The sequence below is a fragment of the bacterium genome (assembly GCA_035528375.1).
Classification (GTDB): Bacteria; RBG-13-66-14; RBG-13-66-14; order RBG-13-66-14; family RBG-13-66-14; genus RBG-13-66-14.
Genome location: DATKYS010000048.1, coordinates 1 through 22,785 on the forward strand (window position 1 = coordinate 1; position 22,785 = coordinate 22,785).

Here is a 22,785-nt window from a genome sequence, read left to right on the forward strand (position 1 = left end):
GAAGGACACGCCTGTCGAGTTTATATCACCCTCTCGAATGACCCGCCCTTTTCGGCGGCCCGTGGAAGGGCCGCCATACACCTTTTACATTCAGCATCTCTTCTTTTAAAAGTGTGCTGACAGATCGTTAGCGGTCGTCTCGACATCGTGCTGGTCCGAAATGAAGTGGTGATCCCTATAAAAAACTACGTCATAGCATAACATGGGCGGGGTACGGAGCCCCCGCCCTACGTCCAATTGGATGATGCGTAGGGCGGCAGCTTTTATATGCCGCCTTCAAAACCCCTCGTCCGTTCAGAGCTGGAACCCCAGACCGAAGACCATGCGCACCGACAGCCCGACCCGCTCACCCACGGGGAAGAGGAGCGCCGCGTCCACAAAGGCGTCCAGGGCGCCGAGCAATTTGATCCCCACCCGAATACCGAGCTCGCCGGCCCAAAGACGCCTCACCTGGGACTTCAGGACATCGGCCGACCGGTTGAAGGGGGCCAGGCGCCAGAAGTAATCCACCCCTCCCCCCAGGCGCAGGAAGAGCTGGGAGGCGGGGTTGGTGAAGTAGTACACGAGGAGCCGCGGCCCCTGGGAGCCGCCCATCTCCGAGAAGGGCTCGGCGAAATAGCCGAGGGTGAAGGCCACCTCATCCAGGCGGAAGCCGAGATCCAGCGCGCAACTGAAAGCCGCCGGCACGTTGGATAGACCGTAGGTGGAGAGCCCGGCCTCGGCTGAGAGGGCGAATCCGCCGTAAGAGGCCGCCAGGGTGAGCGCCGGTAAAAAGATGACGAGGGCCGCGTTTTTGAAAGGAGTGAAGCTCACGCGAAGATGATATACGATGTGACCGCCTTCCGACAAGTCGAAGGGTCGCCGACCTGCGACCCTCCGGAGGCGGTTGATTTAAAGGTCATCGGGCGACGACGAAGCGCTGGACCCGAACCACGTCTCCCCGGCGCGCCGCCCGCGCCACCAGCACGTGCACGCCGTTGGAGAGCCCACTGGCGTCCAGCTCGACGAGGTTACGGCCGGACGGGAGTTCCCCCCGATACAGGACGCATTCCAGCCGCCCCGCCAGATCGTACACGGTTATCTCGCAGTACCCGCCGGCCGAGTTCACCTCCACACAGGCCCGCTCCCCGACCGGGTTGGGATAGACGCCCAGAATCGCGAACCTTTCCGGGTCGGCCACCGTCTCGATCTCGACGGGACCGAAGAGCAGGCGGTGACCTTCGGGTGTAAAGGCCTCGAGGCGGTAACGCGCCACCGTGGCGGGCGGTTCGAGGTCCAGGTAGCTCACGGCGGCACCCGGAAGGGTCGCCCCGTTCAATTTCTCCCCGATGTGACCCGCGGCGTCGCACCGGTATAGGCTGAAACCGGTGTAATCGCCGACCGGCCGCCACAGGATCAGCACCCCGTCGGAGGTCCGCCGGGCGCTGAGCCCCAGATCGTCGCCCGCCTCGACGGGCTCGAACTCCACGTCCAGCGGCGGTGTGCCCTCACCGGTGACCTCCACATTCTTGAAGACGATGGGGTTGTAACCCTTGGCGGAAAAGACGATGTCGTAAAAACCGTCGGCCAGGGGGAGCCAGTAGTCGCCGTGCTCCGTGGGATCGGAGTACGCAAAGGCCTCGTCGCGGGCGCCCACGGTGATGGTGACCGGAACGGGGCCGTCGCCGGCCTCGGTGGCCCTCCCGTGGAGACCGTCGTCGGCCCACTCGATCCAGCTCTTGATGGCACACCAGTTCACGTCGGCCTGGGAGAGGATGTCGCGCGGGTCGGTGTGCTTATCGTTGTCGGCCTCGATGGTGGTGTCAATGCACCCCCGCGCGCCGTAGCTCCAGTCGTTCAGATCCCCGTGGGTCTCGTACCAGTCCCAGCCGTCGGTCACCCAGTCCATGTACGTGTCGTCCTGGTAGCTGTGGCCCTCCACCCAGGGCGGGTACTGGGGGGAGAGCTCGCAGGAGTCGGAGTAGTCGTAGCAGATGGTCTGGATGTGGTCGTCGTCGGGTGCGCGCTCCGGTTGGTAGTTCCAGACGTAGTTCACGCAGATGGCGCCGGAGTGGTAGGTGAGGCCCAGGACGAAGGTGTTGTCCTCGACCAGGTCGGGGACGTTTGCCTCCCGACACCCGGAGTAATCGGCCACGGCCCGGGTCTCCGGCTCGCTGAACGGGTTGGGGCCGGCGTACCACTCACCCTCATCCCACTGGTAGCTGAAGTTGCGGTTCAGGTCCACACCATCGGCGTTTAACCGGGTGCCCATGACGTAGCCGTCGGGGTTGACCAGCGGCTGGAGCCAGATTTCGAAGCTCTTGACCAGATCGGTTATTTCGGGATCGACGCCGTAGCCGGTGAGAAGGCGCTCGGCGGCGTAGAGGACTATCTCGTTGGCGGTTATCTCGTCACCGTGGATGGTGCCGACTATGCGAACCTCGGGCTCGTACTCCTCGAAGGAGGGATTGTCGGTGACGACGAGAACGTAGAGCTCACGGTCCTGAACCGAATCGCCCGCGTCCACCAGGCGGCAGATGTTGGGGTATTCGACGGCCCACTGCTGCAGCAGGGCGATGGTGTCGTCGTAGGAGTGGAAGGCGTCCCAAGGCTCGTCACGGTCGTCGGCCGGCCAGAGGGCACGCTCGGCGGCGTAATGCGCCGCCAGGTCGGCGACGAGCACCCGGTGCGGCCACGGCAGACCGGCCAGGAGCTCCGGGGCGTCGGTGTAGCAGTAGGCGTATCCCGAGCGATAGTCGTCAACGACGAGGGGGTACCCGGAGAGCAGGGCCAGATCCTCGCGCTCGATCGGGCCAACCAGGACCAGTGACTCGGTTGCGCCGGCCAGAACCGCCCAGACCAGGAGCAAAAGCACGACCCGTTTCATGGCTCCTCCTTCCACGAATCATATTAGTACCCGACCGACCGAGCGTCAAGGGGAGTCGAGCCCGCGCGTTGACCCGCCGGATTCCGCGTGGCATAATCCCTTGTCGAAAGGGGACTAAACCCGTTTTCCCGTGGCGATGGACGAACCACGGCGATCTAACCTCGACCGGGCCGCCCGCGAGCCGGGTCGCGCCCTCCGGTACGCGTGGAGCCGTCTGCGCGGAGGGCTCGCCCGTTTTCGTTGCGTCTTCCGGAACGGGTGACCATCGGGAAGGGCTTCCGGCTGCTGGGCCGGCTGCGAATTCGAGGACCGGGTCGGGTGGTGATCGGGGACGACGTTTACGTGGACGGCCCCCCCGACCGTCAGCCTGCCGACGTACTCACCCGGGGCCGAGATACGCATCGGCGCCGGCAGCTACTTGAACGGCACGCGCATCCGCCGGGGCAGCACCGTCGCCGCGGGAGCGGTCGTGATGGGCCGCTTCCCCGAGAAGGTCGTCATCGCCGGGAACCCGGCCCGCGTGATAATGGGGGTGGGCGAGCCTCCGTCCGCGGTGTGAGTCGGCGGACCACGGAATAGTCGGCCGAGGATGCGGTGGAGAGCGCCTGCCCGAAGAGAGTCGAGACCTTCAAAATGACACGCGGCAAAAAAAGCCTGGGCATGGCCCTTCTCCTGCTGCTCCTGCCTATCGCGGCCCTCGCGGCCGAGGAGACCGGGGAGGCGCCCTCCGACGGGGAGACCCGGCGCATCGAGCTCGGCAAGCCCGGCGAGGACTACTACCTGGAGGCCGACCGCGTGGTGGGGAACTTCACCGAGGGCATCCGCACCGTCCGCGCCCTGGGTCACGTGAAACTCGTCCAGGGACCGACGGAGATAACCGCCGACGAGCTCTACTACTACGACCGGGAGCAGATAGCCCTCCTCAAGGGCAAGGTCATGGTCCTGGATAGAGAGAAGAACGCCCGCCTCGAGGGGCGCTACCTGGAGTACCACCGCGCCGGCCGCTACGTGATTCTCACCGAGGAGCCGGAGCTCTTCCTGGTGAACCGCGCCGGGGGCGACGTCCACGTCACGGGCAAGGTAATGGAGTACTACCTGGACGAGGACCGGGGAGTGGCCTCGGGCGGGGTGCGAATAGACCAGGAGGAGCTCTACGCCGAGGGCGACCGGGCGACCTACTACGGCGGCGAGAACAAGATCATCCTGGAGGGCGACCCCATCGCCTGGCGGGGGGACGACAAGGCCGGCGGGGAGCTGATGACCATGTACCTCCTCGACGAGGAGGGCGGCCTGGAGAAGATAGAGATTGACGGCACCGCCCGCGCGGTGTACCACGTGGCCAAGGAAGAGGACACGGCGGACGGGGAGAAGGGGAAGCTTGAACTGGCCGGCGACCGTATCGTACTCTTCTACGTGGGCGACGAGGCCGACCGCATCGTCTGCACCGGGAACGCCACCGCCCTCTACCTGCCCGACCCGGCCTCGGGGGAGGAGGGGCGGATAGACTCCCGGGCCCAGGAGATAACCATCTACCTCGAGGAAGAGGTGGCGACCCAGATAACCCTCGAGGGTGACGCCTACGCCCTCTACCAGCCCGACCCCGGCAACCCGCACCCCGACCGGGGTCGCACCGAGATGCAGGGCTCGCACATGGACCTCTTCATGGTGGACGGCGAGCTGGACCGCTTCGTCGCCCGCGGGCACGCCCAGGGGAGCTACGTCCCCCCCGAGAGGGCCGAGGCCCCCGAACCGGAGACGCCGCCCGTCGAGGAAACGCAAACGGAGGAGTAGAGCCGGTGGTCGAAAAAGACGCCAGGCCCGCGGGAAAGCCGGAGCACAACGGGTCCGTCCTCTCCACCTCGGGGCTGGACAAAATCTACCGCAAGCGGAAGGTGGTCAACGAAGCCACCATCCGGGTGCGGCAGGGCGAGGTGGTGGGCCTTCTGGGCCCCAACGGCGCGGGGAAGACCACCACCTTTTACATGATAACGGGGCTCATCCGCCCCGACGCGGGCCAGGTTTACCTGGACGGCGATGAAATCACCCACGAGCCGATGTACAAGCGGGCGCGGATGGGCATCGGCTACCTGGCCCAGGAGCCCTCCATCTTCACCAAGCTCACCGTCCGGGACAACATCTACGCCATCCTGGAGACGCTGCCGCTGACGCACGCCGAGCGCGCCGGACGCCTCAAGGAGCTTTTGGCAAAGCTGGACCTCACGCCGCTGGCGGATAAAAAAGCCTACACGCTTTCCGGCGGCGAGAGGCGGCGGGTGGAAATCACGCGGGCTTTAGTCAGGCAGCCGAGGTTCATGCTCCTGGACGAGCCCTTCGCCGGTATAGACCCCATAGCCGTCGAGGGCATCCAGAAAATCATCGAGAAGCTCCAGGAGGACGGGCTCGGAATCCTGGTGACCGACCACAACGTGCGCGAGACGCTCTCCATAACTGACCGGTCGTACATCATGTACGAGGGGCAGATTTTAATCGAGGGTACGAGCCGGGAGTTGGCGAACGACCCCGAAGCCCGCCGGATCTACCTCGGCGAGCGTTTCCAGATGTAAGCCCCCTCTCCCTGTGGGAGGTTGCGGGTCGGTCTCCCTCTCCCCGTGGGAGAGGGCCGGGGTGAGGGCTACCTTATGTCCCCTCTCCCTTTAAGGGAGAGGGTTAGGGTGAGGGTAGAAATACGGGTATAGAGCGACCCACCAAAACCCATTAAACCTTATATGATTAATAAAATATCCCTTATCTGCTTCCTGGCGACCGCCACCCTCGCCCAGGAGGGCCGGCTGGCCTTTTCCGCCTACGACGAGGCCACCGGGCGCCACCTCACCTACACCTACGACCTCGCCACCGACGACCTCCGCGAGGTCGTAATTCCCGTCGAGGCCGACTGCGGCGACCTGGCCCTCATCTACGACGGCTCCCGCGTGGCCGTCGAGCTGGACGCGGACGGCGAACAGCTCCTCTACGTCTGCCCCACGCGCACCGGCGAAAGAGCGCTGCACCGGGCGCCCTTCCCCGGCGCCGAACCCTCCTGGATCGCCTACACGACTTTGTGCTACACGATTTCGGGCGACCTGTGGCACTGGGACGGCGTCAACGACCCCCTGGACTGGCAGCCGGACGCGGGCCGCTCCCCGGTCCACCGCGACTGGGTGAACATTTTTTACATCCTCGACTACCCGGACGGGGAGGAGGCCATCGTCCACGTGAACGTCAACGAGGGTGCGGAGGAGGCGGTGCTCTCCACCGAGCGCGTCACCGAGCGCCTGGACGACCTGGACGTGAGCCCCGACGGGCGCTACCTGGCGTTTTCGTGGGTGGAGTCCTCCGGGGCGATTCTGTTCCTGGACCTGGAGGGGGGCGGACCGCCGTTGCGGGCGGCGTCTTCCGCGGGCGAGCTGCGCTGGCCCTCCTTCAGCCCCGACGGTGAGTGGCTCGCCTACTACGACGCCGGGGGCGGGGCGGTCATGGCCGTGCCCGTGGAGGGCGGCGACCCGGTGAAGCTCTACGACCTCTGCGACTGCCGCGGCCTGGACTGGGGCCCCACCCCCGAGGACTGGTGATGGTCGAGCTGCCGCGCGCCTTCCTCCGCGGTCTGCGCCGCATCGTCGGCCGGAAAAATCTGCTCCAAAAACCCACCGACCTCTTCGCCCACTCCTACGACGCCACCAACCGGCCCGTGAAACCCGGGCTCGTCGTCCGCGTGACCGAGCGGGGCCAGGTCCCGCCGATTCTCAGGCTGGCGAACGAGCACGGGATTCCCATCGTCCCCCGGGGGGCGGGGACCGGCTTCACCGGCGGTAGCCTGACCGTCCGGGGCGGCGCGGTGCTGCTCCTGGACCGGCTGAACCGGATTCTCGGGATTGACGAAAAAGGGCGCGAGGCGGTGGTCGAGCCCGGCGTGGTGACGGAAGACCTCCAACGGGCGGTGGAAAAAATCGGGCTTTTCTACCCGCCGGACCCCGCCAGCCAGGACGTCTCGACCCTGGGCGGCAATTTCTCGGAGAACGCCGGGGGCCCCCGCGGCGTGCGCTACGGCGTCACCGGGGACTGGGTGAAGTCGGTCCTGGCGGCCCTGCCCGACGGGACGCTCGTGGATACGGCGTCCGACCCGGCGCTGACCCAACTCCTCCTGGCCGGCGAGGGAACGCTGGGCGTGGCGCTGGAGCTCCGGCTGCACCTGGCTAAAAATCCCCCGGACACGGCGACCGTCCGGGCGTTGTTCACCGATACGGCCTCCGCCTGCGACGCGGTGACCGAGATTCTCTCCTCGGGCCTCGCGCCGTCCAAACTTGAGTTCATGGACGCCGAAACCCTGCGGTGCGTCAGCCGCTACCTGGGTGAACCGCCGCCACCGAGGGATTCCGCCCTCCTCCTGGTCGAGCTGGACGGCTCCGCGGGGGAGGTCGGGGAATCCCTGCCCGCCGTCCACGGCATCTGCGAGCGCCGGGGGGCCGTAGAGCTGTCCGTGGCCCGGGAGGCCGGGGAGCAGGAAAATCTTTGGGCCATGCGCCGCGCCGGTTCGCCGGCCATCGCCCGCCTCAAGCCCCTGAAGATAAACGAGGACGTGGTCGTCCCCCGGGGCGCGCTCCCCCGGATGGTCGGGACCATCGAGGAGCTCAGGCGGAAGTACGGCCTTTTAATTCCCGTCTTCGGCCACGCCGGCGACGGCAACCTCCACGTGAACGTCATGTGCGACCCGGCGGACTCCGGCGAATACGCCCGGGCGCGGAAGGCCCTGGACGAGATCTTGACCGCCGTGTTAGCCTTGGGCGGTACGCTTTCCGGCGAGCACGGCGTCGGCGTGTCGAAGCAGCCCTTCATCGGGCGGGAGCTGCCCGAGGCGGTGATAGCGCTCTCCCGGCGCGTCAAGCGGCGCCTGGACCCCCGGAACGTCTTGAACCCCGCAAAAATTTTCCCCTCCCCCGAGGAGTGAACCGTGACCGAGAAAGAAACCTACGAGCTGCCCCGCAAGTCCTGCTTCGACACCCAGGACGCGGCCTGGCACGCCGAGTCCTTCGCCTTCGCCGACCGCTACCGCAGCTTCCTGAACATCTCCAAGACCGAGCGTGAGTGCGTGGCCAGCTTCGCCAAGATGGCGGCGGAGCACGGCTTCGTCGAGCACGTCCCCGGCGAGTCGAAGAAGGGCGCCCCGGGCTACCTCTTCGTCTGGAAGGAGAAGGCGGTCGCCCTCTACCGGTCCGGCAAGCTCCCCGCCGCGCGGGGCCTGAACATCGTCATCGCCCATACCGACAGCCCCCGCCTGGACCTCAAGGTGAGCCCCCTCATCGAGGAGGCGGACATCGCCCAGCTCAAGACCCACTATTACGGCGGCGTCCGCAAGCACCAGTGGCTGTCGCGGCCCCTGGCGATTCACGGCGTGGTCGTCCTCGCCGACGGCACGACCCTCCCGATCTCCATCGGCTCGTCGAAGGAGGACCCCGTCTTCGTCATCAGCGACCTGGAGCCCCATTTGTCGTACAAGGTCCAGAACGACAAAAAGGTCACCGAGTTCTACCCCGGGGAGAAGCTGAACCTGGTGGCCGGAATCATCCCCGACGCCGACGAGGAGGCGAAGAACCGGGTCAAGCTGGCCGTGCTGGACATCCTTCACGAACGGTACGGGATGACCGAGGAGGACTTCGTCAGCGCCGAGCTCGAGGTGGTGCCGGCCTGCATGGTGCGCGACGTGGGCTTCGACCGGGCGATTCTGGGCGGTTACGGCCACGACGACCGGGTTTGTGCCTTCACCTCCGTCCGGGCCCTGCTGGAGGCCGAGAGCCTCGAGCGGGGCGGGGTGGCCTTCGCCGTGGACAAGGAGGAGGTAGGAAGCATAGGCGCCACCGGGGCGGGGTCGGCCTTCATCCTCAATACCCTGGCCGAAATCCTGGCCCTGGAGGGCGAGACGGGCGATCTGGCGCTCCGTCGCGCCGCGGAAAACACCAGCGTCATCTCCGCCGACGTCGGCGCCGCGCTGCACCCCGACTGGCAAGAGGTTCAGGAGAAGCAGAACGCCGCCCGCATGGGTCACGGCCTCGCCCTGACCAAGTACACCGGCTCCCGGGGCAAGGCGGGCGCCAACGACGCCAACGCCGAGTTCGTGGGCCGGATACGCCGCCTGTTCAACGAGGCCGGGGTCCCCTGGCACGTCGCCGAGCTGGGCAAGGTGGACGAAGGCGGGGGCGGGACCGTGGCCCGGTTCCTCGCCGCCCACGGGATGGACGTGGTGGACGCCGGACCGCCGATCCTCGGGATGCACTCACCCATGGAACTGGTGGCCAAGTGCGATATCTACTCCGCCTATCTCGGCTACCGCGCCTTCTTCGAGCGGTTCAACTAGGAGCAACAGTGAAAAACCTCGTCGCCGGGAACTGGAAAATGCACCTCTCGCCGGGGGAGGTTGCCGGGTACGCCGGGCGGTTGGTGCCCCGAACGGCGGACCTGGCCGGGACGGTGGACCTCCTCGTCTGCCCGAGCTACCCCGCGCTGCCCGCGGCGGTGGCGGCCTTCAGGGGCACGCACGTTGCGGTGGGCGCGCAGAACATGCACCAGGAGTTATCCGGGGCCTTCACCGGCGAGGTATCGGGTGCTATGCTCGTTGACCTCGGCGTCGGGTGGGTGATTCTGGGCCATTCGGAGCGCCGGCACGTCTACGGCGAGACCGACGCCCTGGTCCTGGCAAAGCTCGAGCGGGCCCACGAGCTGGGCCTGCGACCGATAGTCTGCGTGGGCGAGCTCCTGGAGGAGCGCGACCGGGGTGAGACCGAGGCGGTGCTGCGGAGGCAGTTTTCCCAAAGCCTGGCCGGGGCGGGACCGGAGCTCGCGGGGAAAACCGCCCTAGCCTACGAGCCGGTTTGGGCCATCGGTACGGGCCGGACCGCCACACCGGAGACGGCCCAGGAGGCCCACCAATTTTTGAGGGGGCTGCTCAAAGAAACGCTCGGCACAGCCGCGGAAGGGGTGAGAATCCTCTACGGCGGATCGGTGAAACCGGAGAACGCCCGTGAGCTCATGGCGCAGACCGACGTGAACGGTGCACTGGTGGGCGGGGCGAGTCTGGACCCGGAGGCCTTCGCCGCCATCGCCCGCGCCGGCGCGTAGCCGCTTCAGGTCGATATAAAAAGAAGACGCCCGGCCGGGCGTCTTTGGTTTTCCCTCGTATTGACCGCAAAGATTAGAAGTTGGCCTTGATCTGGCCCCAGGAGGCCTCCACCACCTCGGTGCGGGGGGAGTAATCTACGCACAGTTTTGGCCGCAGATCGGGATCGGTGGTGTAATCCGAGGAGTACACGATGGGGAACGTGCAGCCGGGTGAGTGAACCAGGGCCACCCCGCAGTTCTCCTGTTCGCCGTCCGCCCATAGCTGGACCTGCTCGGTGATGTCGAACACCCACCAGCCGGGCACGCCGTCGCCGACGACGGAGTCCCACACCCTCGCCCCGAGCTGGGGACGGTTCCCCCAGATGACGCTCGCCTCTTCCCAGGCGTACTTGATGCGCTGGCAATTGATTGCGGCGCCGTAGGTGCCCACCTGACCCTCGTAAACCTCGAGGGTCGCCAGCTCGATGGTTATCTCTTCGGCCAGGATATCGCTCAGGTCGAACTCGACCAAGCCCCAGGCCTGCACGCCTCACCCGCCGACGGGCATCAAGAGGTACGGGTAACCCCCGTGAGGCGTACCACCTTGCAAACTGTCTATCTCGGCATCCTTCCCCTCGGGTCCGGGCTGGTAAACCTGCGTCTCGGCCAGGGCCAGGGTGAAGAAGAGCAGGACACATAGCACGATTAGCCGCATCTCACACCTCCCTTTTTTAAAAGGGTACAAGCAACTAACAGAGGGGCAACCGGTGCGCCGGTGGGTACGTTGAAAAACAGAATCATCACAACGCACGGCAAAAACCCCGCAATACCCGGCGAAGCGAGCTTCTCGGAAGGTTCCCCTCTACGACCGGAAAACGAGACGATCTAGAAGTTGGCCTTGATCTGGCCCCAGGAGGCGTCCTCGACGGCGGTCTCGGTATACATAATGGTCAGCTTGGGGCAGAGCAACGGGTCCACCTGGGAATACTCGGAAGCGCACACCCGCGGGGGCGAGCACCCGCCGCCGGGGTGGGTGATGGAGACGCCGTAGTTTGGAAAGACGCCATCCAGCCAGTCATTCACCAGAGAGGTGACGTCAAACGACCACCAACCGGTGGAGTAGTCGGTGGTGATGTAACCGTAGGCGCTGCTCCCCCAGGCCGGTCGGCTGTTCCAGATGACCGTGGCCTCGTCCCAGTCTGCGAGGATGCGGTAGGCGCCGAAGGCCACCCCGACGTCACTTATCAAGTCTTCGTAAACCTCGAGAGTGGCGCTGTCAACGCTGATGGACCAGCTCATGATTGGGTTCAGGTCGAACTCGACCAAACCGGCGAAGTCGTTGCTTCACCCGCCCATGGGCAACAGCACGTAGGGGTAATGCCCGTGGGGGGTGCCGCCCTGTTTGTTGTCAATCTCCGCGTCCTTACCCTCGTCGCCGCCGGGTTGGAAGACAAGCGTTCCGGCCGTCGCCAGCGAGGCGAAGAACAGAAGACTTACGCATACCACACCTAAGAATTTCATGGGTTCTCCTTCCACCTTGGATTTATGATAGTTGAACGTCGTAATGCGTCCGATTGAGAGGATAGCAGAGAAGCGACCCACTGACAAGTGGGGTATTCGATTTCTATGAATAAGCCTGGGACACGGGACTAACTATAAAAAGGGCGCCCTCCCGGGCACCTATATTACTCCTCCATTGATTTTTTATGTCGCCCTTTATTAAAAAACGCGTCACCGAACGCACCGCCGCGCCCATGACCGTCGAGCGCCGGATTCACTCCCCATACCAGCTCGATGTCTCAAACCGATAACACGGAAGGTTCGAGTGGTGCGCATCATCCTCATCCGCCGCGGCGATTTCGTAAACGGGCGTAAAAAAAGGAGGCCCGTGCGCCTCCCACTTCCGCGGACGACGGACGTTTCAATTTTACCGAGCCTCGGAGCGCGCCGCGGGGACGAAGTACCGGACGTAGTAATCCAGGACCTCGCCCACGGTGAAGATGTTGACGAGCTCGGTGTCCTTGAGCTCCTCCCACCGCTCGTGGAAGACGAGGTCGGTGCGGTAGGCCTCGGAAATCAGGGCGGCAGCCTCGTCGTAGCGCCCGCCCTCGAAGGCCGCCCGGGCGTCGTCCGGCAGCGCGGCGAGGAAGAGGTCCAGCCGCTCGGCGCGGCCCTCCTCCACCGTGGGGGCCAGGGCGAAGAGGACGATTATCGCGGCCGCCAACCCCGCCATCGCTACGAGGGCGATCCGCTCCACCCGCCATTCGGGACCTTTCAAAAAACTTTTACCGGTCATTTTCATCCCCGTAGGTCGTATTCGTCATTCCGCAAGAACGACCGCGCCGGACCCTGGAAGGCCTTTACCGGTCGTTTCCATCCCCGTAGAGCACGCGGCGCATCCCCTTGATGGCGCACAGCTCGGAACACATGGTGCAGACCGATTCGTCGGCGGGGCGGCTCATGTCCCGCCACTGCCGGACCAGCTCCGGGTCCAGGGCCAGCTCGTACTGGCGGTGCCAGTCCAGGGCACAGCGGGCGCGGCCCATCTCGTCGTCGGCCTCCCGCGCCCCGGGGAGTTTTCTGGCGATGTCACCGGCGTGGGCCGCGATCCGGCTGGCGATGACCCCCAGCTTCACGTGCTCGACGCCGGGCAGGCGGATGTGCTCGGCGGGGGTGACGTAGCAGAGAAAGTCGGCCCCGGCCATGGCGGCGATGGTGCCCCCGATGGCCCCGGTGATGTGGTCGTAGCCGGGCGCGATGTCGGTCACCAGCGGCCCGAGGACGTAGAAGGGCGCCCCGTCGCAGAGCGACTTTTCCAGCCGGACGTTCTCGGTTATCTGGTCGGCGGGCACGTGGCCCGGACCCTCGATCATCACCTGCACACCGGCCTCCCGGGCGCGGCGGCCCAGCTCGCCCAGGGTTACGAGCTCCTGCATCTGGGCCCGGTCGGTGGCGTCGGCCAGGCAGCCCGGCCGCAGCCCGTCGCCCAGGGAAAGGGTCATGTCGTGGCGCCGGGCGATCTCCAGCAGGCGGTCGAACTGCTCGTAGAGAGGGTTCTCGCGGTCGTTGCGCAGCATCCACTCGGTGAGGATGGCCCCGCCCCGGCTCACCACCCCCGCCACCCGAGGGGCTCGCTGCAAAAGCTCGATGGCCGCCCGGGTCACGCCGCAGTGGACGGTGATGAAGTCAACGCCGTCGGAACCGTGGAGCTCGACGGCGTCGAAGAGCTCGTCGGCGGTCATCTCCCAGATTTCGCGCCCCTCTTCCCCCACCCGGACGGCGGCGTCGTAGATGGGCACCGTGCCGACGGGGACGGGGGTGTTTTCCAGAACCGCCAGTCGGGTGGCGTGGAGATCACCCCCGGTGGAGAGGTCCATCACCGTGTCGGCGCCGGCCTCCAGCGCGACGCGGAGCTTCTCCAGCTCGAGCGCCGTATCCGGCGAATCCTTGGAGGTGCCCAGGTTGGCGTTGACCTTGATCCGCAGGCCTTCGCCGACGCCCAGGGCCACGGAGGTCTCCCGGGCTACGTTCTTGAGGACGACCACCGTCCCCCGGGCGACGCGTTCCCGCAGAATTTCGGGGTCGAGCCGCTCGTCGGCGGCCACCCGCTCCATCTCGGGCGTCACACGTCCCGTCCTCGCCGTTTCCAACTGCGTCGTCATCGCGCCTCACCCGTCATTACTATACCACAACCCGCCGCAGTCACCAGCAAATCCCACCGAAAAACCCGGTAAAATTACGGAGAAGGCGAAGCCTACCACGCAGGCGGCTCATCTACTCGACGACGACGCGGCAGCCCGCCTCCCCGGTCTCCGAGGTGAGCCGGAGGAGGTAAACCCCCGGTCTCGAGTCGCTCTCCCAGACGAGGAGATGCCTGCCCCCGGCGAGGAATCCGTCGTGGACGAGGGCTACGCGCCGTCCGGCGATGTCGTAGGCCGCCACCGTCACCCGTCCCCCGGAGGGCAGATCCAGGGCCAGACCCACCGCGCCGTCGGCGGGATTGGGATAGGCGGCGATGGCCAGCGGGCGCGACGGGGGAGGTTCGTAGGCGAGCTCGACCTCGGCGGAGACGACGAGACCCCCGTCCGCCCCGAGGGCTTCCAGCAGGTAATGCTGCGAGCCCGACGCGTCGCGGACCAGCCAGGCGCTCCCGGTGATGCCCGAGGCGAGCTGCGCCCAGGCTCCGGCCTCCCGGCGGGAAAGACGGTAGGAGAGGCAGTCGGCGGTGCCGGACCAGCGCAGGAGCAGCCCCTCCTCGCGGGAGAATCCGGCCAGAAGGAGATCGTCCGCCGCCGAGGAGTCTATGGTCACGTCGCAGATGATGTCGTCGCCGGACTCGCGGATACGGGTCACCGACACCCAGGTCGGGTTGCCGGAACGGTCCCGAGAGCTGGGGTTCGTCTCGTCGGCGAAGCGGGTGTTGCCCGTGGAACCGGGGAAGGGGTCGCCGTCGTCCCCCAGGTCGTCCTCATCGGGGTCGGGACGATCGCCGTCGCCCTGGTCCAGCTCGTTGAGCCCGTCGGCCTGTTCCAGGTCCAGGTCGTTCCAGTCGAAACCGAAGCCGTGGGCCCCGGAGTAGATGTGCCAGATTAAAAGCCCCTCGCCGACCAGCACCGGTTCGGGGTCGAGCCGTTGGCGGTTCTCCAGGTAGAACCACTGGTCGGGATCGGGGGAGCCGTCCCGCCAGAGGGTGTAAACGGTGTCGTGGGTCTCGGCGGGGTGGACGACCAGGTCGCCGACGTCGGAGCCCAGGTTGACCACGTCGGTCCAGCCGAGGTCCGACCGGCACCAGGCGCAGGGGAAGCTGGGGTAGCGGTCGTCGGAGCCGTCGGCGCCCCAGGCCCCGTAGCTCATCAGGCACCACAGCCCCGCCCCCCAGTCATACCTTTGGTAGTCGTAGAGGTCGGGCAGACCCAGAAGGTGCCCCATTTCGTGGCAGGCCACGGAGATGTCGGACAGGCTCCCGTCGGGGTGCTCCTCGGCCTGGATGTCGTAGGCCTCGATGGTGATGTAACCGCCGCCGGCCGCCGGGTCGTTCGTGGTGTAGTCGAAGTAGGAGCTCATGTGGCTCCAGATGTCGTGGGGGTCGCCGGTGTCGGCGCCGTCGGGCCCGGCGTGGTAGACCATGAACAGGTCCACCTCGCCGTCGTCGTCGCCGGAATTGGGGATGCCGTCGGGCCCGTCGTTGTCGTAATCGCCGAAATCCACCGTGGGGTCGGCCAGCCCCGCCGCGGCCAGCGCCACCCGGGAGCCGCCGTAGGTGAGGCCGAAGTTATTGTCATCGAAGTACCCGTTATGATACCCATCAGGCGAATAACAACCGTAGTAGTTCTCGACCGTCCGGAACCAGCCCGAGACCCCGCCCGCCAGATCGAAGGCGTCGTAGCTCGCCGTGTTCCAGTAGTCGCGCAGTGAGCCGGTCTCGTAGGTGTCCCGGCTGAAGAGCATCTCCTCGTAAGCCGAGCGGGGATGGTCGTCACGGTCGGCCTGGTGGTCGGGAAAGTCCACCAGCACGGCGACGGCCCCCATCACCGGGGGGGTGGGGAGGGGGGGTGAATCGGCATCGGGGCCGATCCAGGGCGGCATCTCGGGCAGGGACACCCCCGTCGTCCGGTGCACGCCCGTCCGCAGGTCCCAGGAACCGGGCTTGGGCGGCACGGCGAGGCCGGCGAGCACGAATAAGGACAGGATGAGCGCTGTGGTCCGCATGATGTCGGCCTCTGGGATGTGTACGACCGCCCGCAATATAGCACAATAATTCCCGGAGATAAACCGGGACCTTGACACGCCGCCCGGTGGTATTCTAGTATTCACCACTCTTCACGGGGGAAAAGGAGATTACGTGCCCCAGACCCGTTCAGCCAAGAAGCGGCTCCGCCAGACCGAGAAGCGCACCCTGCGGAACAAGGCCTACAAATCCCGCATCAAGACCGCCATCCGCAAGGTCCGGCTGGCCGTGGCCGAGGGCCGCGCCGAGGACGCCCGGCTCTCGTACCGCGAGGCCACGAGCCTGTTGGACAAGGCGGTGGATAAGGGTATCCTGCACAAGAACAACGCCGGCCGCCGCAAGAGCCGCCTGACGGTGCAGGTGAACAAGCTGGAGGGCTAGGCTCCGGGACTTAAATAATGGGCCGCGCGGTCGTAAGACAAGGGGTTTAAACCCCACGTTCCAACCGGCGGCCTTTTTCATTGACGAAGAGCCGCTGGCCGAACTCGACACAGTCACCGCCGCGCGGTTGTTTTAAACCGGCGGCCTTATCATTTGGGGATAGCGAGTTAGGACTACGACGGGCCGCGAGGCCCTTTTTTTCGGGCAGCCCTCACCCTCAATCCCGTCGGCGCGCCGCTCCCACGAGGAAAGGGAAACCGTTCCAACCCTCACCCCGGTTGCGATGATGTAGGGGCGGGTCTTTAGCCCCGCCCGCGGGCCGACCTAAAGGTCGGCCCCTACGTTCGGCAACCACAGAGTCGGGCGACCGTGGACGGTTGCCCCTACGGCTCTATTTCGCGGTTGGCGTAAGGACGGGTGTCCACACCCCCCGTCACCACTTTGCCTTCAGCCGCGGTTTTGGGGTATAGTTGGGAAAACTAACCGGTGTGCACCCCGGAGGTCACCCTTGACCAGGTTCGTTCGGGCGTTCTTTTTTGTGTCCCTCGCGGTCGGCATCTCCCACGCCGCGGCGGTGGACGCGCTGGACCCCCTGGAGCTCCTGCTCCTGGGGGGGGACCCCGCCTCGGTCACAAAGGGCGCGGAGCTGGTCATCCGGGAGAATCCGGGCGACCCGGCGGCCCACGAGGCGCTGGGCTGGATCGCCCTCCTGGAAGGTCGGGAGGTTGAGGCCCAGGAGCACTTCTTCCAGGCCGTCCTCTCCGATCCGTCCGACCCGCGGGCCGAGGCGCTCCTGCGCGACGCCATCCGCTTCAGCGAACGCGTGACGCGTTTCCACGAGCTGGAGCCCGTCTGCGAGGAGGTGCTGCGCGCCGCGGACACGACATTCGAGACGCGCACCGTCGCCCGTCGCTGGCTTCTGTATTTCGCCCGTGAGGAACGCGACCCGGCGAGGACTGCGGCGATGGAAACCGAGCTCGGCTACCTCACCGACTGGCTCCTGGTCGCCCCTTTCATCCACTCCGGCGGCCTGGACCTCTACCAGGAGTTCGAGCCCGAGAAGGAGATAGAGGAAACCTACGATCTCCCGGCCCTCGGGGAGCACGGCTGGCTGAAGATGCCGGGCGGCGCCTACCAGGGGTACGCCGTCTTCGACAACCTCTCCCCCATCCCCCGCGGCGTCGGCTACGCGCTGACCTACGTCCGCCTTCCCCGCGACGGACGATACCGATTCGGGGTCACCAGCGACGACTCGGTGGTGATCTGGATGGACGGGATCAGGGTCCTGGAGCGCGACGCGGTTTCCGGCTACCCGGCGGTGGAGTCGAACGACGCCGGGTTCTACGCCGACGCGGGCTGGCACAGGATTTTGGTCAAATGCCTCCGGGACACCGCGACCAGCTCGGCCCACGTCCCGGTCGGCTGGGGTTTCCAGCTCTGTCTGTCCGCCTTCGAGGACGGGGACGGGGGCGGCCCCGTCGAGGGCCTGGAGTGCCGGGCCGATCTCGCCCTGGAGAGAAAGGTCTCCGAGGGCGGCGTGGATGCTTTTCGCATAGAACCGCCGACGACGGCCTCCGATTTATCCCTGGACGGACGTTTCCATCGGGCGCTCTCTCACGCGCACCGGGAGGATTACGACCTGGCGGTCGCCGAGCTGGAGGGGCTCATCGAGGAGAGGAGCGGCCCTCCGCCCGACGGGCCCTCGACGGAGGAGTCCGCCCGCACGTCCCGTCCCGAATGCGTACTCTTGCGGCTGGTCCTGGGCTGGGTCCTGGACGCCGACGGGAGCGAGGAACGCCTGGGTCGCGCCCGCTCCCAATACAACCGTGTGGTGGAGGCGGCGCCGGAAACGGTACCGGCCCAGCTCGCCCTGGCCGAGCTCGAGACCGCCGAGGGCAAGTACTGGAGCGCCCTGGAAAGGGTCAACGCCGTGGCGGAATTTTGCCCGGAAAGCGCCCGCGTCTGGCTCGCCATGGCGAATCTGTACCGGCAGAAAAACATCACCCCCCGGGAGCGCGAGGCCCTGGAGAGGGCCCTGGCGGCAGAACCGGACCACATGGCCGCCCTCTACGAGACGGGCCTCTTCCTGCGCCGGCACCAGCATCCCACCGAAGCCATCGAAATCCTCCGGCGCCTGGTGGAGCTCTCCCCGGACCACCAGAACGCCTGGCGCGACCTGGCCGACCTCCTCCAAAGCACCGGCGGTTACCATGAAGCCGCCCGTGCCTACGAGCGGTTCCTGGAGCTCAAGACCACCGAGGTGGACGCCTGCCTGGAGCTGGCCCGTTGCCACCAGAAGGGGGGATTCGGGGACCGGTTGGCCGATTTCTCGACGGTCATCGAGCGCGCGCCGTTCGATTACCGCGGCTACGTCCAGCTCGCCCTGGCGCTGGAGGAGGACCAGGGCCGCCTGGACCGGGAACTCTACCGCCGGGCCCTGGAGCTTTACCCCGCCAAGGACTGGCTGCGCGGTTACCTCGCCTGGCGGTCGAACGCCACCCGGGACGAGTTCATGCCCGACGTCGGGGAGCTCATCGCGAACGCCCCCGAGGCCGCCGACTACCCCGAGTCGGACGCGGTCTGCCTGCTGGACTACCTGCGGGTGGACGTCCACGCCGACTTCGCGTACTCCTTCGCCGAACGGCGGGTGTACAAGTTCTTCTCCCAGTCCGGGGTGGACCGCTGGGCGGAGATGATAATCCCCGATCCCACGAACACCGAGGTCATCTACGCCCGCACGTACACTCCCGACGGCCGCGTTTTGGACGCCACGGTGCTCACCCCCACCGACGAGGGGCTGGCGGTGAGCCTGGAGGGCGCAGTCCCCGGGGCCGTGGTGGACCTCTACTACCGCCAGTACTCGGAGGTGCGGACCCTCTACGACCTGTTGGACTACTGGAGCAACCGGTTCTACTTCCGCGAGTACTCCGACCCCCTCCTGGTAAGCCGTTTCGTGGTTACCGTACCCGAGGGGATGGAACCGGCCTTCGACAGCCTGAACTTCTCAGGCCGTGTGGAGAGGCACCGACTGCCCGACGGCTTCACCACGGACGGCTCCGCCGACATACCGGTCGAGCCGCGTGTGGCGTATATCTATGAGGAGAAGGACTCGAAGGCCATCATAAGCGAGGGGCTGATGCCGGAACGGGGCTTTTTCTCCCCCGTGGTCGGGCTCTCGACCATCGAGGACCCGGAGGACTTCTTCGACTGGTACTGGGGGAAGGCGGTAAAGGCCCTCGTCCCCGACGGGCAGGTGAGGGAGCTGGCGCACGGCCTGACCGACGGTCTGGACGATCCCCGGTCGAAGGCCGAGGCGCTTTACGGCTACGTGGTGACCCGGATCAAGGACCGGTCGGGGAGCATCTTCTTCCCCGACACGGTGCGGGAGACGTACTACCGGCGCTCGGGACGGCCCGTGGACAAGCTTCTTCTGTGGACGGCCCTGGCCCGGGAGGTCGGCCTGGAACCGGAAATCTGCCTCACCCGCTCCCGCTGGGACACCCCGATGCTCACCGGGGCCTTTTCGCCGATTGATTTCACCGACGCCGTCGGCCGGCTGCCCCTCGGCGGGGAAGTTCTGTGGGTTGATTTTTCCATGGGGCGGGTCGCCCTGGGCGAGATTTCCCCGGTGTACGAGGAGCAGCCGTACTGGCGCTGCGCGTCGCGGAAGATGGAGCGCTTCGGCGAGCGGGACCCGCTGGATCAGCGCGTCGAAATCGCCGTTCGGGTGGACCTCGACGAGACGGGGCGCGGCAGCGGCACCCTGGAGGAGACCTACCACGGGCTGTCCGCCGGCAACCGCGTCAACTACCTCGACCCGGAGACCGCCAGCCGCAACCTCGACGCGGAGCTAAACTCCTTCTTCCCCGGCGCCTCTCTGGGGAGTTACGATTTCGCCGCCCTCGAGAACCTCGCGAAGCCCTTCGGCTACACGGTGGAGTTCATCGCCCCCAACCTCGCCGTCCCCCGCGGGTCGGGTTTCGTGCTGGACCCCGTCCTCTACTCCCTGGACCTCTCCAACCGCTTCATCAGCCGCTCCGAGCGCTCCTACCCCATGGATGTCAACGGTATGGTCGCCGTCGTGGAGGAGCTGCGCTACACGCTCCCGGAAGGCTGGTCGCCCACGGCCGACTCCCTCTTCACCGAGAGGGTGGAGTCGGGGGTGAACGGCTATCTCCTGGAGGTCGCCCGGGACTCCGACGCCGGGGACGGGCTGATTCTGCGGAGGGTGGCGGTGATTCCGCTCCAGCGGGTGGAGACGTCGGAGTACGGCGAGTTCCGAGAGTTCTGCCGCCGGGTGGACGAGCTCGAACGGCGCCGCGTGACCCTCGTTCACGGGTAGGCCATGCGCGTCATCTCCGTCATCGTCTGCGTGCACAACCGGGAGGACCTGATCGCTGAGGTTCTGGAGGCGGTCTTTTCCAATTCCCCCGGAGCGCGGGGCGCCGCCGCCGAAGGTGAGGACGACCCTCCGCTGTTGAGCCTCGAGGGACACCCGGAGGCGGGTTTCGAGGTCATCGTGGTGGACGACTGCTCCCGGGACGGCACCGTCAACGAGGTCCGGCGGTTCCCGGTGAAGCTCCTCTGCTCCGTGGCGACTCGGGGGCCCTCCCTGGCGAGGAACGAGGGGGCCCGATGCGCCCGGGGCGAGATTCTGGTCTTCGTGGACTCGGACGTGGTCATCCGCCCCGACACCCTCGGGCGCATCCTGGATAGGATGGAGGACCGACCGGAGCTGGGCGGCATCGCCGGAATCACCTCCCTGGAGTGCCCCTACCCGAATTTCCTCTCGCGATACCAGAACACATTTCTGCGCTACCGCTACCTCTCCATGCCGGAAATCATCGCCACGCCGTGGGCCTCGCTCATGGCGGTGCGACGGGACGCCTTCGCCGCCGTGGACGGCTTCGACGTCTCGATGAAGACCTACGAGGACTACGACATCGGCTACCGGCTGGGCTCCGTGGACGCCCTCTTTCATTTGGACAAGGGGCTGGACTTCGTCCACCACAAGGAGTTCCGCTTCCGGCGCCTGTTCACCGACTACCTGCGCAAGGTGGCGAACATGTTCAGTTACCACCTGCGTATGAGGCTGGGCGGCCGGAAGGCCTGGGAGGCGAAAAAGCCCCACACGTGGCACGGCCACGCGCCGCACTTCCCACCACTCTCGGTGGGCATGCCAAGTGGGGCGGTGTTCAACTACCTCATCGCCGGCCCGACTCTCGTCAACCTCGCCGTCGCCCTCGCCCTGGGCGGATTCGGGCTCTACTTCTGGATCAGTCTCGGACTTCTGTGCATCGGCCCCCTCTCGATGACCGCGTTCTGGTTCTACCTCTTAAAAACTAAAGGGTTCTGGTTCACCGTCCGGGGGGTGCTCACCCAGCCTGCCCTGGCGCTGGTGGCCGAGGTCGCGGTGCTGGTTTCCCTCGCGCGGGCGGTCTTCGGAAAAACCTCCTCGGACTTCCTCGGGGCCAGCCAATGAGCGGTCCGGCGAGATTCCTGGGCCGGTTCATCGAGCCCGCGGGGCTGCCGCTTCAGCTCATCGTCTTCGTGACGGGCCGCTGCAACTGCCGCTGCGGCCACTGTTTCTACGGCCGTGAGGTGGAGCGGGCCGCGCCGGGACCGACCCTGGAGGAGTTCGGAAAAATCGCGCGGAGCTCCGGCCCCCTCCTCTGGCTTTCACTCACCGGCGGCGAGCCGTTCCTGCGCGAAGACCTGCCTGAAATCACCCGCCTCTTCGTCGCCCACGCCGGCCTCAGGAACCTCACCCTGCCCACCAACGGCCTGGCCACCGACCGCATCCTCGAGTCCACGGAAAGGATTCTGCGGTTGCACCCGCGGCTCCAGGTCGTGGTTTACCTCTCCCTGGACGGCCCGCGGGAGGTCCACGACGCCCTGCGCGGCGTGGATGGCTGCTTCGATCGTGCGCTGGAGACCTGGCGGGGGCTGAAAGAGCTGAAAAAGCGCCACCGGCGGCTGAACCTGGCGCCCGTCACAACCATCTGCGGCTCGAACTCGGCGCTCCTGGGAGAATTCTTCGACTGGCTCCTGGCCGAGCTGGAGCCCGACGACGTGGTGCTCAACATGCTCCGGGGGACCACCCCCGACCGGTGGGAAGGTTTTTTCGACCCGCAGGATTACGTCGCCTTTCAGGAGAAGAAGGACCGGGCCCTCGTCGAGGGGAGGCTGCCCCATTTCACCCTGAACAGGTTGGGGCTCCTGGCGGCCAAAGAGCGCTACCAGTGGCGGCTGATTCTTTCCATCCTGGAGGAGCGGCGGCAGGTCATCCCCTGCCTCGGCGGGACGCTCTCGGCGGTGGTCTCCGAGACGGGGTACCTCTACCCCTGCGAGACGCTGATGGGGTCGCCGGAGGACGACCCGCTGCAGCGGGAGCACTTCTGCCGACATTCGGCGGCGGCCATCGGCAACCTGGCCGAGGCGGACTGGAATTTGCGAAAGCTCTGGTGGTCGAAGCGGGCGGAGGAGATAAGGCGGCACGTCGCCCGGGGTCACTGCTGGTGCACCTACGAGTGCGCCTGGACGACGAGCATCCTGTTCAACCCACGGTGCTACCCCGACCTGCTGCGGTTGATGCGGGGCAAGGCCGAGTCGTAGATAAGGCCGCCGCGGGCGGGTTTGGAGGCCGTCCCCCACGTCACGGACCGCCATTTAACCTCGTAGGGGCCGACCTTCAGGTCGGCCCGCGGGCGGGTCTAAAGACCCG

The 22,785-nt window shown here is 66.5% G+C and carries 20 protein-coding genes; 11 read left to right on the top strand and 9 right to left on the bottom strand.

The window, feature by feature from the left end:
- Positions 1-294: 294 nt before the first annotated feature.
- Together VM054_03380 and VM054_03385 are read right to left on the bottom strand one after the other, a co-directional pair.
- Positions 295-813, bottom strand: a complete 519-nt coding sequence (locus VM054_03380; GenBank protein HUT98094.1) for a hypothetical protein — start codon at positions 811-813, stop codon at positions 295-297.
- A gap of 85 nt (positions 814-898) precedes the next feature.
- A complete protein-coding gene (locus VM054_03385; protein HUT98095.1) occupies positions 899-2,866 on the bottom strand; it encodes a M14 family zinc carboxypeptidase in 1,968 nt (655 codons plus the stop codon).
- Positions 2,867-3,284: 418 nt separating this feature from the next.
- On the opposite strand from VM054_03385, the gene VM054_03390 reads away from it, so the two are divergent.
- The 7 genes from VM054_03390 to tpiA all read left to right on the top strand — a co-directional run bounded on the left by VM054_03390 (position 3,285) and on the right by tpiA (position 9,973).
- On the top strand, positions 3,285-3,425 hold the full coding sequence (locus VM054_03390; GenBank protein ID HUT98096.1) for a hypothetical protein: 141 nt from the start codon (positions 3,285-3,287) through the stop codon (positions 3,423-3,425).
- 74 nt (positions 3,426-3,499) lie between these two features.
- Complete coding sequence (locus VM054_03395; protein ID HUT98097.1) at positions 3,500-4,657, top strand: LptA/OstA family protein; 1,158 nt, start codon at positions 3,500-3,502, stop codon at positions 4,655-4,657.
- A gap of 5 nt (positions 4,658-4,662) precedes the next feature.
- The gene (gene lptB, locus VM054_03400; protein HUT98098.1) at positions 4,663-5,430 is read left to right on the top strand and encodes an LPS export ABC transporter ATP-binding protein; all 768 of its coding nucleotides are present in this window, start codon (positions 4,663-4,665) and stop codon (positions 5,428-5,430) included.
- A gap of 162 nt (positions 5,431-5,592) precedes the next feature.
- Positions 5,593-6,435: a hypothetical protein gene (locus VM054_03405; protein HUT98099.1), complete on the top strand. Its 843-nt coding sequence runs from the start codon at positions 5,593-5,595 to the stop codon at positions 6,433-6,435.
- Complete coding sequence (locus tag VM054_03410; protein ID HUT98100.1) at positions 6,435-7,808, top strand: FAD-binding oxidoreductase; 1,374 nt, start codon at positions 6,435-6,437, stop codon at positions 7,806-7,808. The genes VM054_03405 and VM054_03410 overlap by 1 nt, the downstream gene beginning before the upstream one ends.
- A gap of 3 nt (positions 7,809-7,811) precedes the next feature.
- On the top strand, positions 7,812-9,212 hold the full coding sequence (locus VM054_03415; GenBank protein ID HUT98101.1) for an aminopeptidase: 1,401 nt from the start codon (positions 7,812-7,814) through the stop codon (positions 9,210-9,212).
- Positions 9,213-9,220: 8 nt separating this feature from the next.
- On the top strand, positions 9,221-9,973 hold the full coding sequence (gene tpiA / locus VM054_03420; GenBank protein HUT98102.1) for a triose-phosphate isomerase: 753 nt from the start codon (positions 9,221-9,223) through the stop codon (positions 9,971-9,973).
- Positions 9,974-10,046: 73 nt separating this feature from the next.
- Here the strand turns inward: tpiA and VM054_03425 are convergent, their stop codons facing one another.
- The 7 genes from VM054_03425 to VM054_03455 all read right to left on the bottom strand — a co-directional run bounded on the left by VM054_03425 (position 10,047) and on the right by VM054_03455 (position 15,661).
- Positions 10,047-10,499, bottom strand: a complete 453-nt coding sequence (locus VM054_03425) for a DNRLRE domain-containing protein (protein ID HUT98103.1) — start codon at positions 10,497-10,499, stop codon at positions 10,047-10,049.
- A gap of 3 nt (positions 10,500-10,502) precedes the next feature.
- On the bottom strand, positions 10,503-10,667 hold the full coding sequence (locus tag VM054_03430; protein HUT98104.1) for a hypothetical protein: 165 nt from the start codon (positions 10,665-10,667) through the stop codon (positions 10,503-10,505).
- Between the two features lie 170 nt (positions 10,668-10,837).
- Positions 10,838-11,278: a DNRLRE domain-containing protein gene (locus VM054_03435; protein ID HUT98105.1), complete on the bottom strand. Its 441-nt coding sequence runs from the start codon at positions 11,276-11,278 to the stop codon at positions 10,838-10,840.
- 18 nt (positions 11,279-11,296) lie between these two features.
- A complete protein-coding gene (locus VM054_03440; protein ID HUT98106.1) occupies positions 11,297-11,473 on the bottom strand; it encodes a hypothetical protein in 177 nt (58 codons plus the stop codon).
- Positions 11,474-11,879: 406 nt separating this feature from the next.
- Positions 11,880-12,248, bottom strand: coding sequence for a hypothetical protein (locus VM054_03445; protein ID HUT98107.1), 369 nt, complete (start codon positions 12,246-12,248; stop codon positions 11,880-11,882).
- A gap of 64 nt (positions 12,249-12,312) precedes the next feature.
- Entirely contained in the window at positions 12,313-13,614 is a 1,302-nt protein-coding gene (gene thiC, locus VM054_03450; protein ID HUT98108.1) for a phosphomethylpyrimidine synthase ThiC, read from the bottom strand.
- Positions 13,615-13,726: 112 nt separating this feature from the next.
- Positions 13,727-15,661 carry a M6 family metalloprotease domain-containing protein gene (locus VM054_03455; GenBank protein HUT98109.1) on the bottom strand — a complete coding sequence of 645 codons (1,935 nt, stop codon included), beginning with the start codon at positions 15,659-15,661 and terminating at the stop codon, positions 13,727-13,729.
- A 133-nt stretch (positions 15,662-15,794) separates the two neighbouring features.
- On the opposite strand from VM054_03455, the gene rpsT reads away from it, so the two are divergent.
- From rpsT to VM054_03475, 4 genes are all read left to right on the top strand, one after another.
- Positions 15,795-16,061 carry a 30S ribosomal protein S20 gene (rpsT, locus tag VM054_03460; GenBank protein HUT98110.1) on the top strand — a complete coding sequence of 89 codons (267 nt, stop codon included), beginning with the start codon at positions 15,795-15,797 and terminating at the stop codon, positions 16,059-16,061.
- Positions 16,062-16,569: 508 nt separating this feature from the next.
- Positions 16,570-20,403 (top strand): tetratricopeptide repeat protein, encoded by a 3,834-nt coding sequence (locus VM054_03465; protein ID HUT98111.1) that lies wholly within the window; start codon positions 16,570-16,572, stop codon positions 20,401-20,403.
- Between the two features lie 3 nt (positions 20,404-20,406).
- On the top strand, positions 20,407-21,543 hold the full coding sequence (locus VM054_03470) for a glycosyltransferase family 2 protein (GenBank protein HUT98112.1): 1,137 nt from the start codon (positions 20,407-20,409) through the stop codon (positions 21,541-21,543).
- Positions 21,540-22,676 (top strand): radical SAM protein, encoded by a 1,137-nt coding sequence (locus VM054_03475; protein ID HUT98113.1) that lies wholly within the window; start codon positions 21,540-21,542, stop codon positions 22,674-22,676. Before VM054_03470 ends, VM054_03475 begins: the two co-directional genes overlap by 4 nt.
- The last annotated feature ends 109 nt before the right edge of the window (positions 22,677-22,785 follow it).

Excerpts from the sequence above, each read along its gene's own strand:
- VM054_03385 (HUT98095.1), bottom strand. The coding sequence starts at position 2,866 with ATGAAACGGGTCGTGCTTTTGCTCCTGGTCTGGGCGGTTCTGGCCGGC.
- VM054_03395 (HUT98097.1), top strand. The coding sequence starts at position 3,500 with ATGACACGCGGCAAAAAAAGCCTGGGCATGGCCCTTCTCCTGCTGCTC.
- VM054_03405 (HUT98099.1), top strand. The coding sequence starts at position 5,593 with ATGATTAATAAAATATCCCTTATCTGCTTCCTGGCGACCGCCACCCTC.
- VM054_03410 (HUT98100.1), top strand. The coding sequence starts at position 6,435 with ATGGTCGAGCTGCCGCGCGCCTTCCTCCGCGGTCTGCGCCGCATCGTC.
- VM054_03430 (HUT98104.1), bottom strand. The coding sequence starts at position 10,667 with ATGCGGCTAATCGTGCTATGTGTCCTGCTCTTCTTCACCCTGGCCCTG.
- VM054_03440 (HUT98106.1), bottom strand. The coding sequence starts at position 11,473 with ATGAAATTCTTAGGTGTGGTATGCGTAAGTCTTCTGTTCTTCGCCTCG.
- VM054_03445 (HUT98107.1), bottom strand. The coding sequence starts at position 12,248 with ATGACCGGTAAAAGTTTTTTGAAAGGTCCCGAATGGCGGGTGGAGCGG.
- thiC (HUT98108.1), bottom strand. The coding sequence starts at position 13,614 with ATGACGACGCAGTTGGAAACGGCGAGGACGGGACGTGTGACGCCCGAG.
- VM054_03455 (HUT98109.1), bottom strand. The coding sequence starts at position 15,661 with ATGCGGACCACAGCGCTCATCCTGTCCTTATTCGTGCTCGCCGGCCTC.
- VM054_03470 (HUT98112.1), top strand. The coding sequence starts at position 20,407 with ATGCGCGTCATCTCCGTCATCGTCTGCGTGCACAACCGGGAGGACCTG.
- VM054_03475 (HUT98113.1), top strand. The coding sequence starts at position 21,540 with ATGAGCGGTCCGGCGAGATTCCTGGGCCGGTTCATCGAGCCCGCGGGG.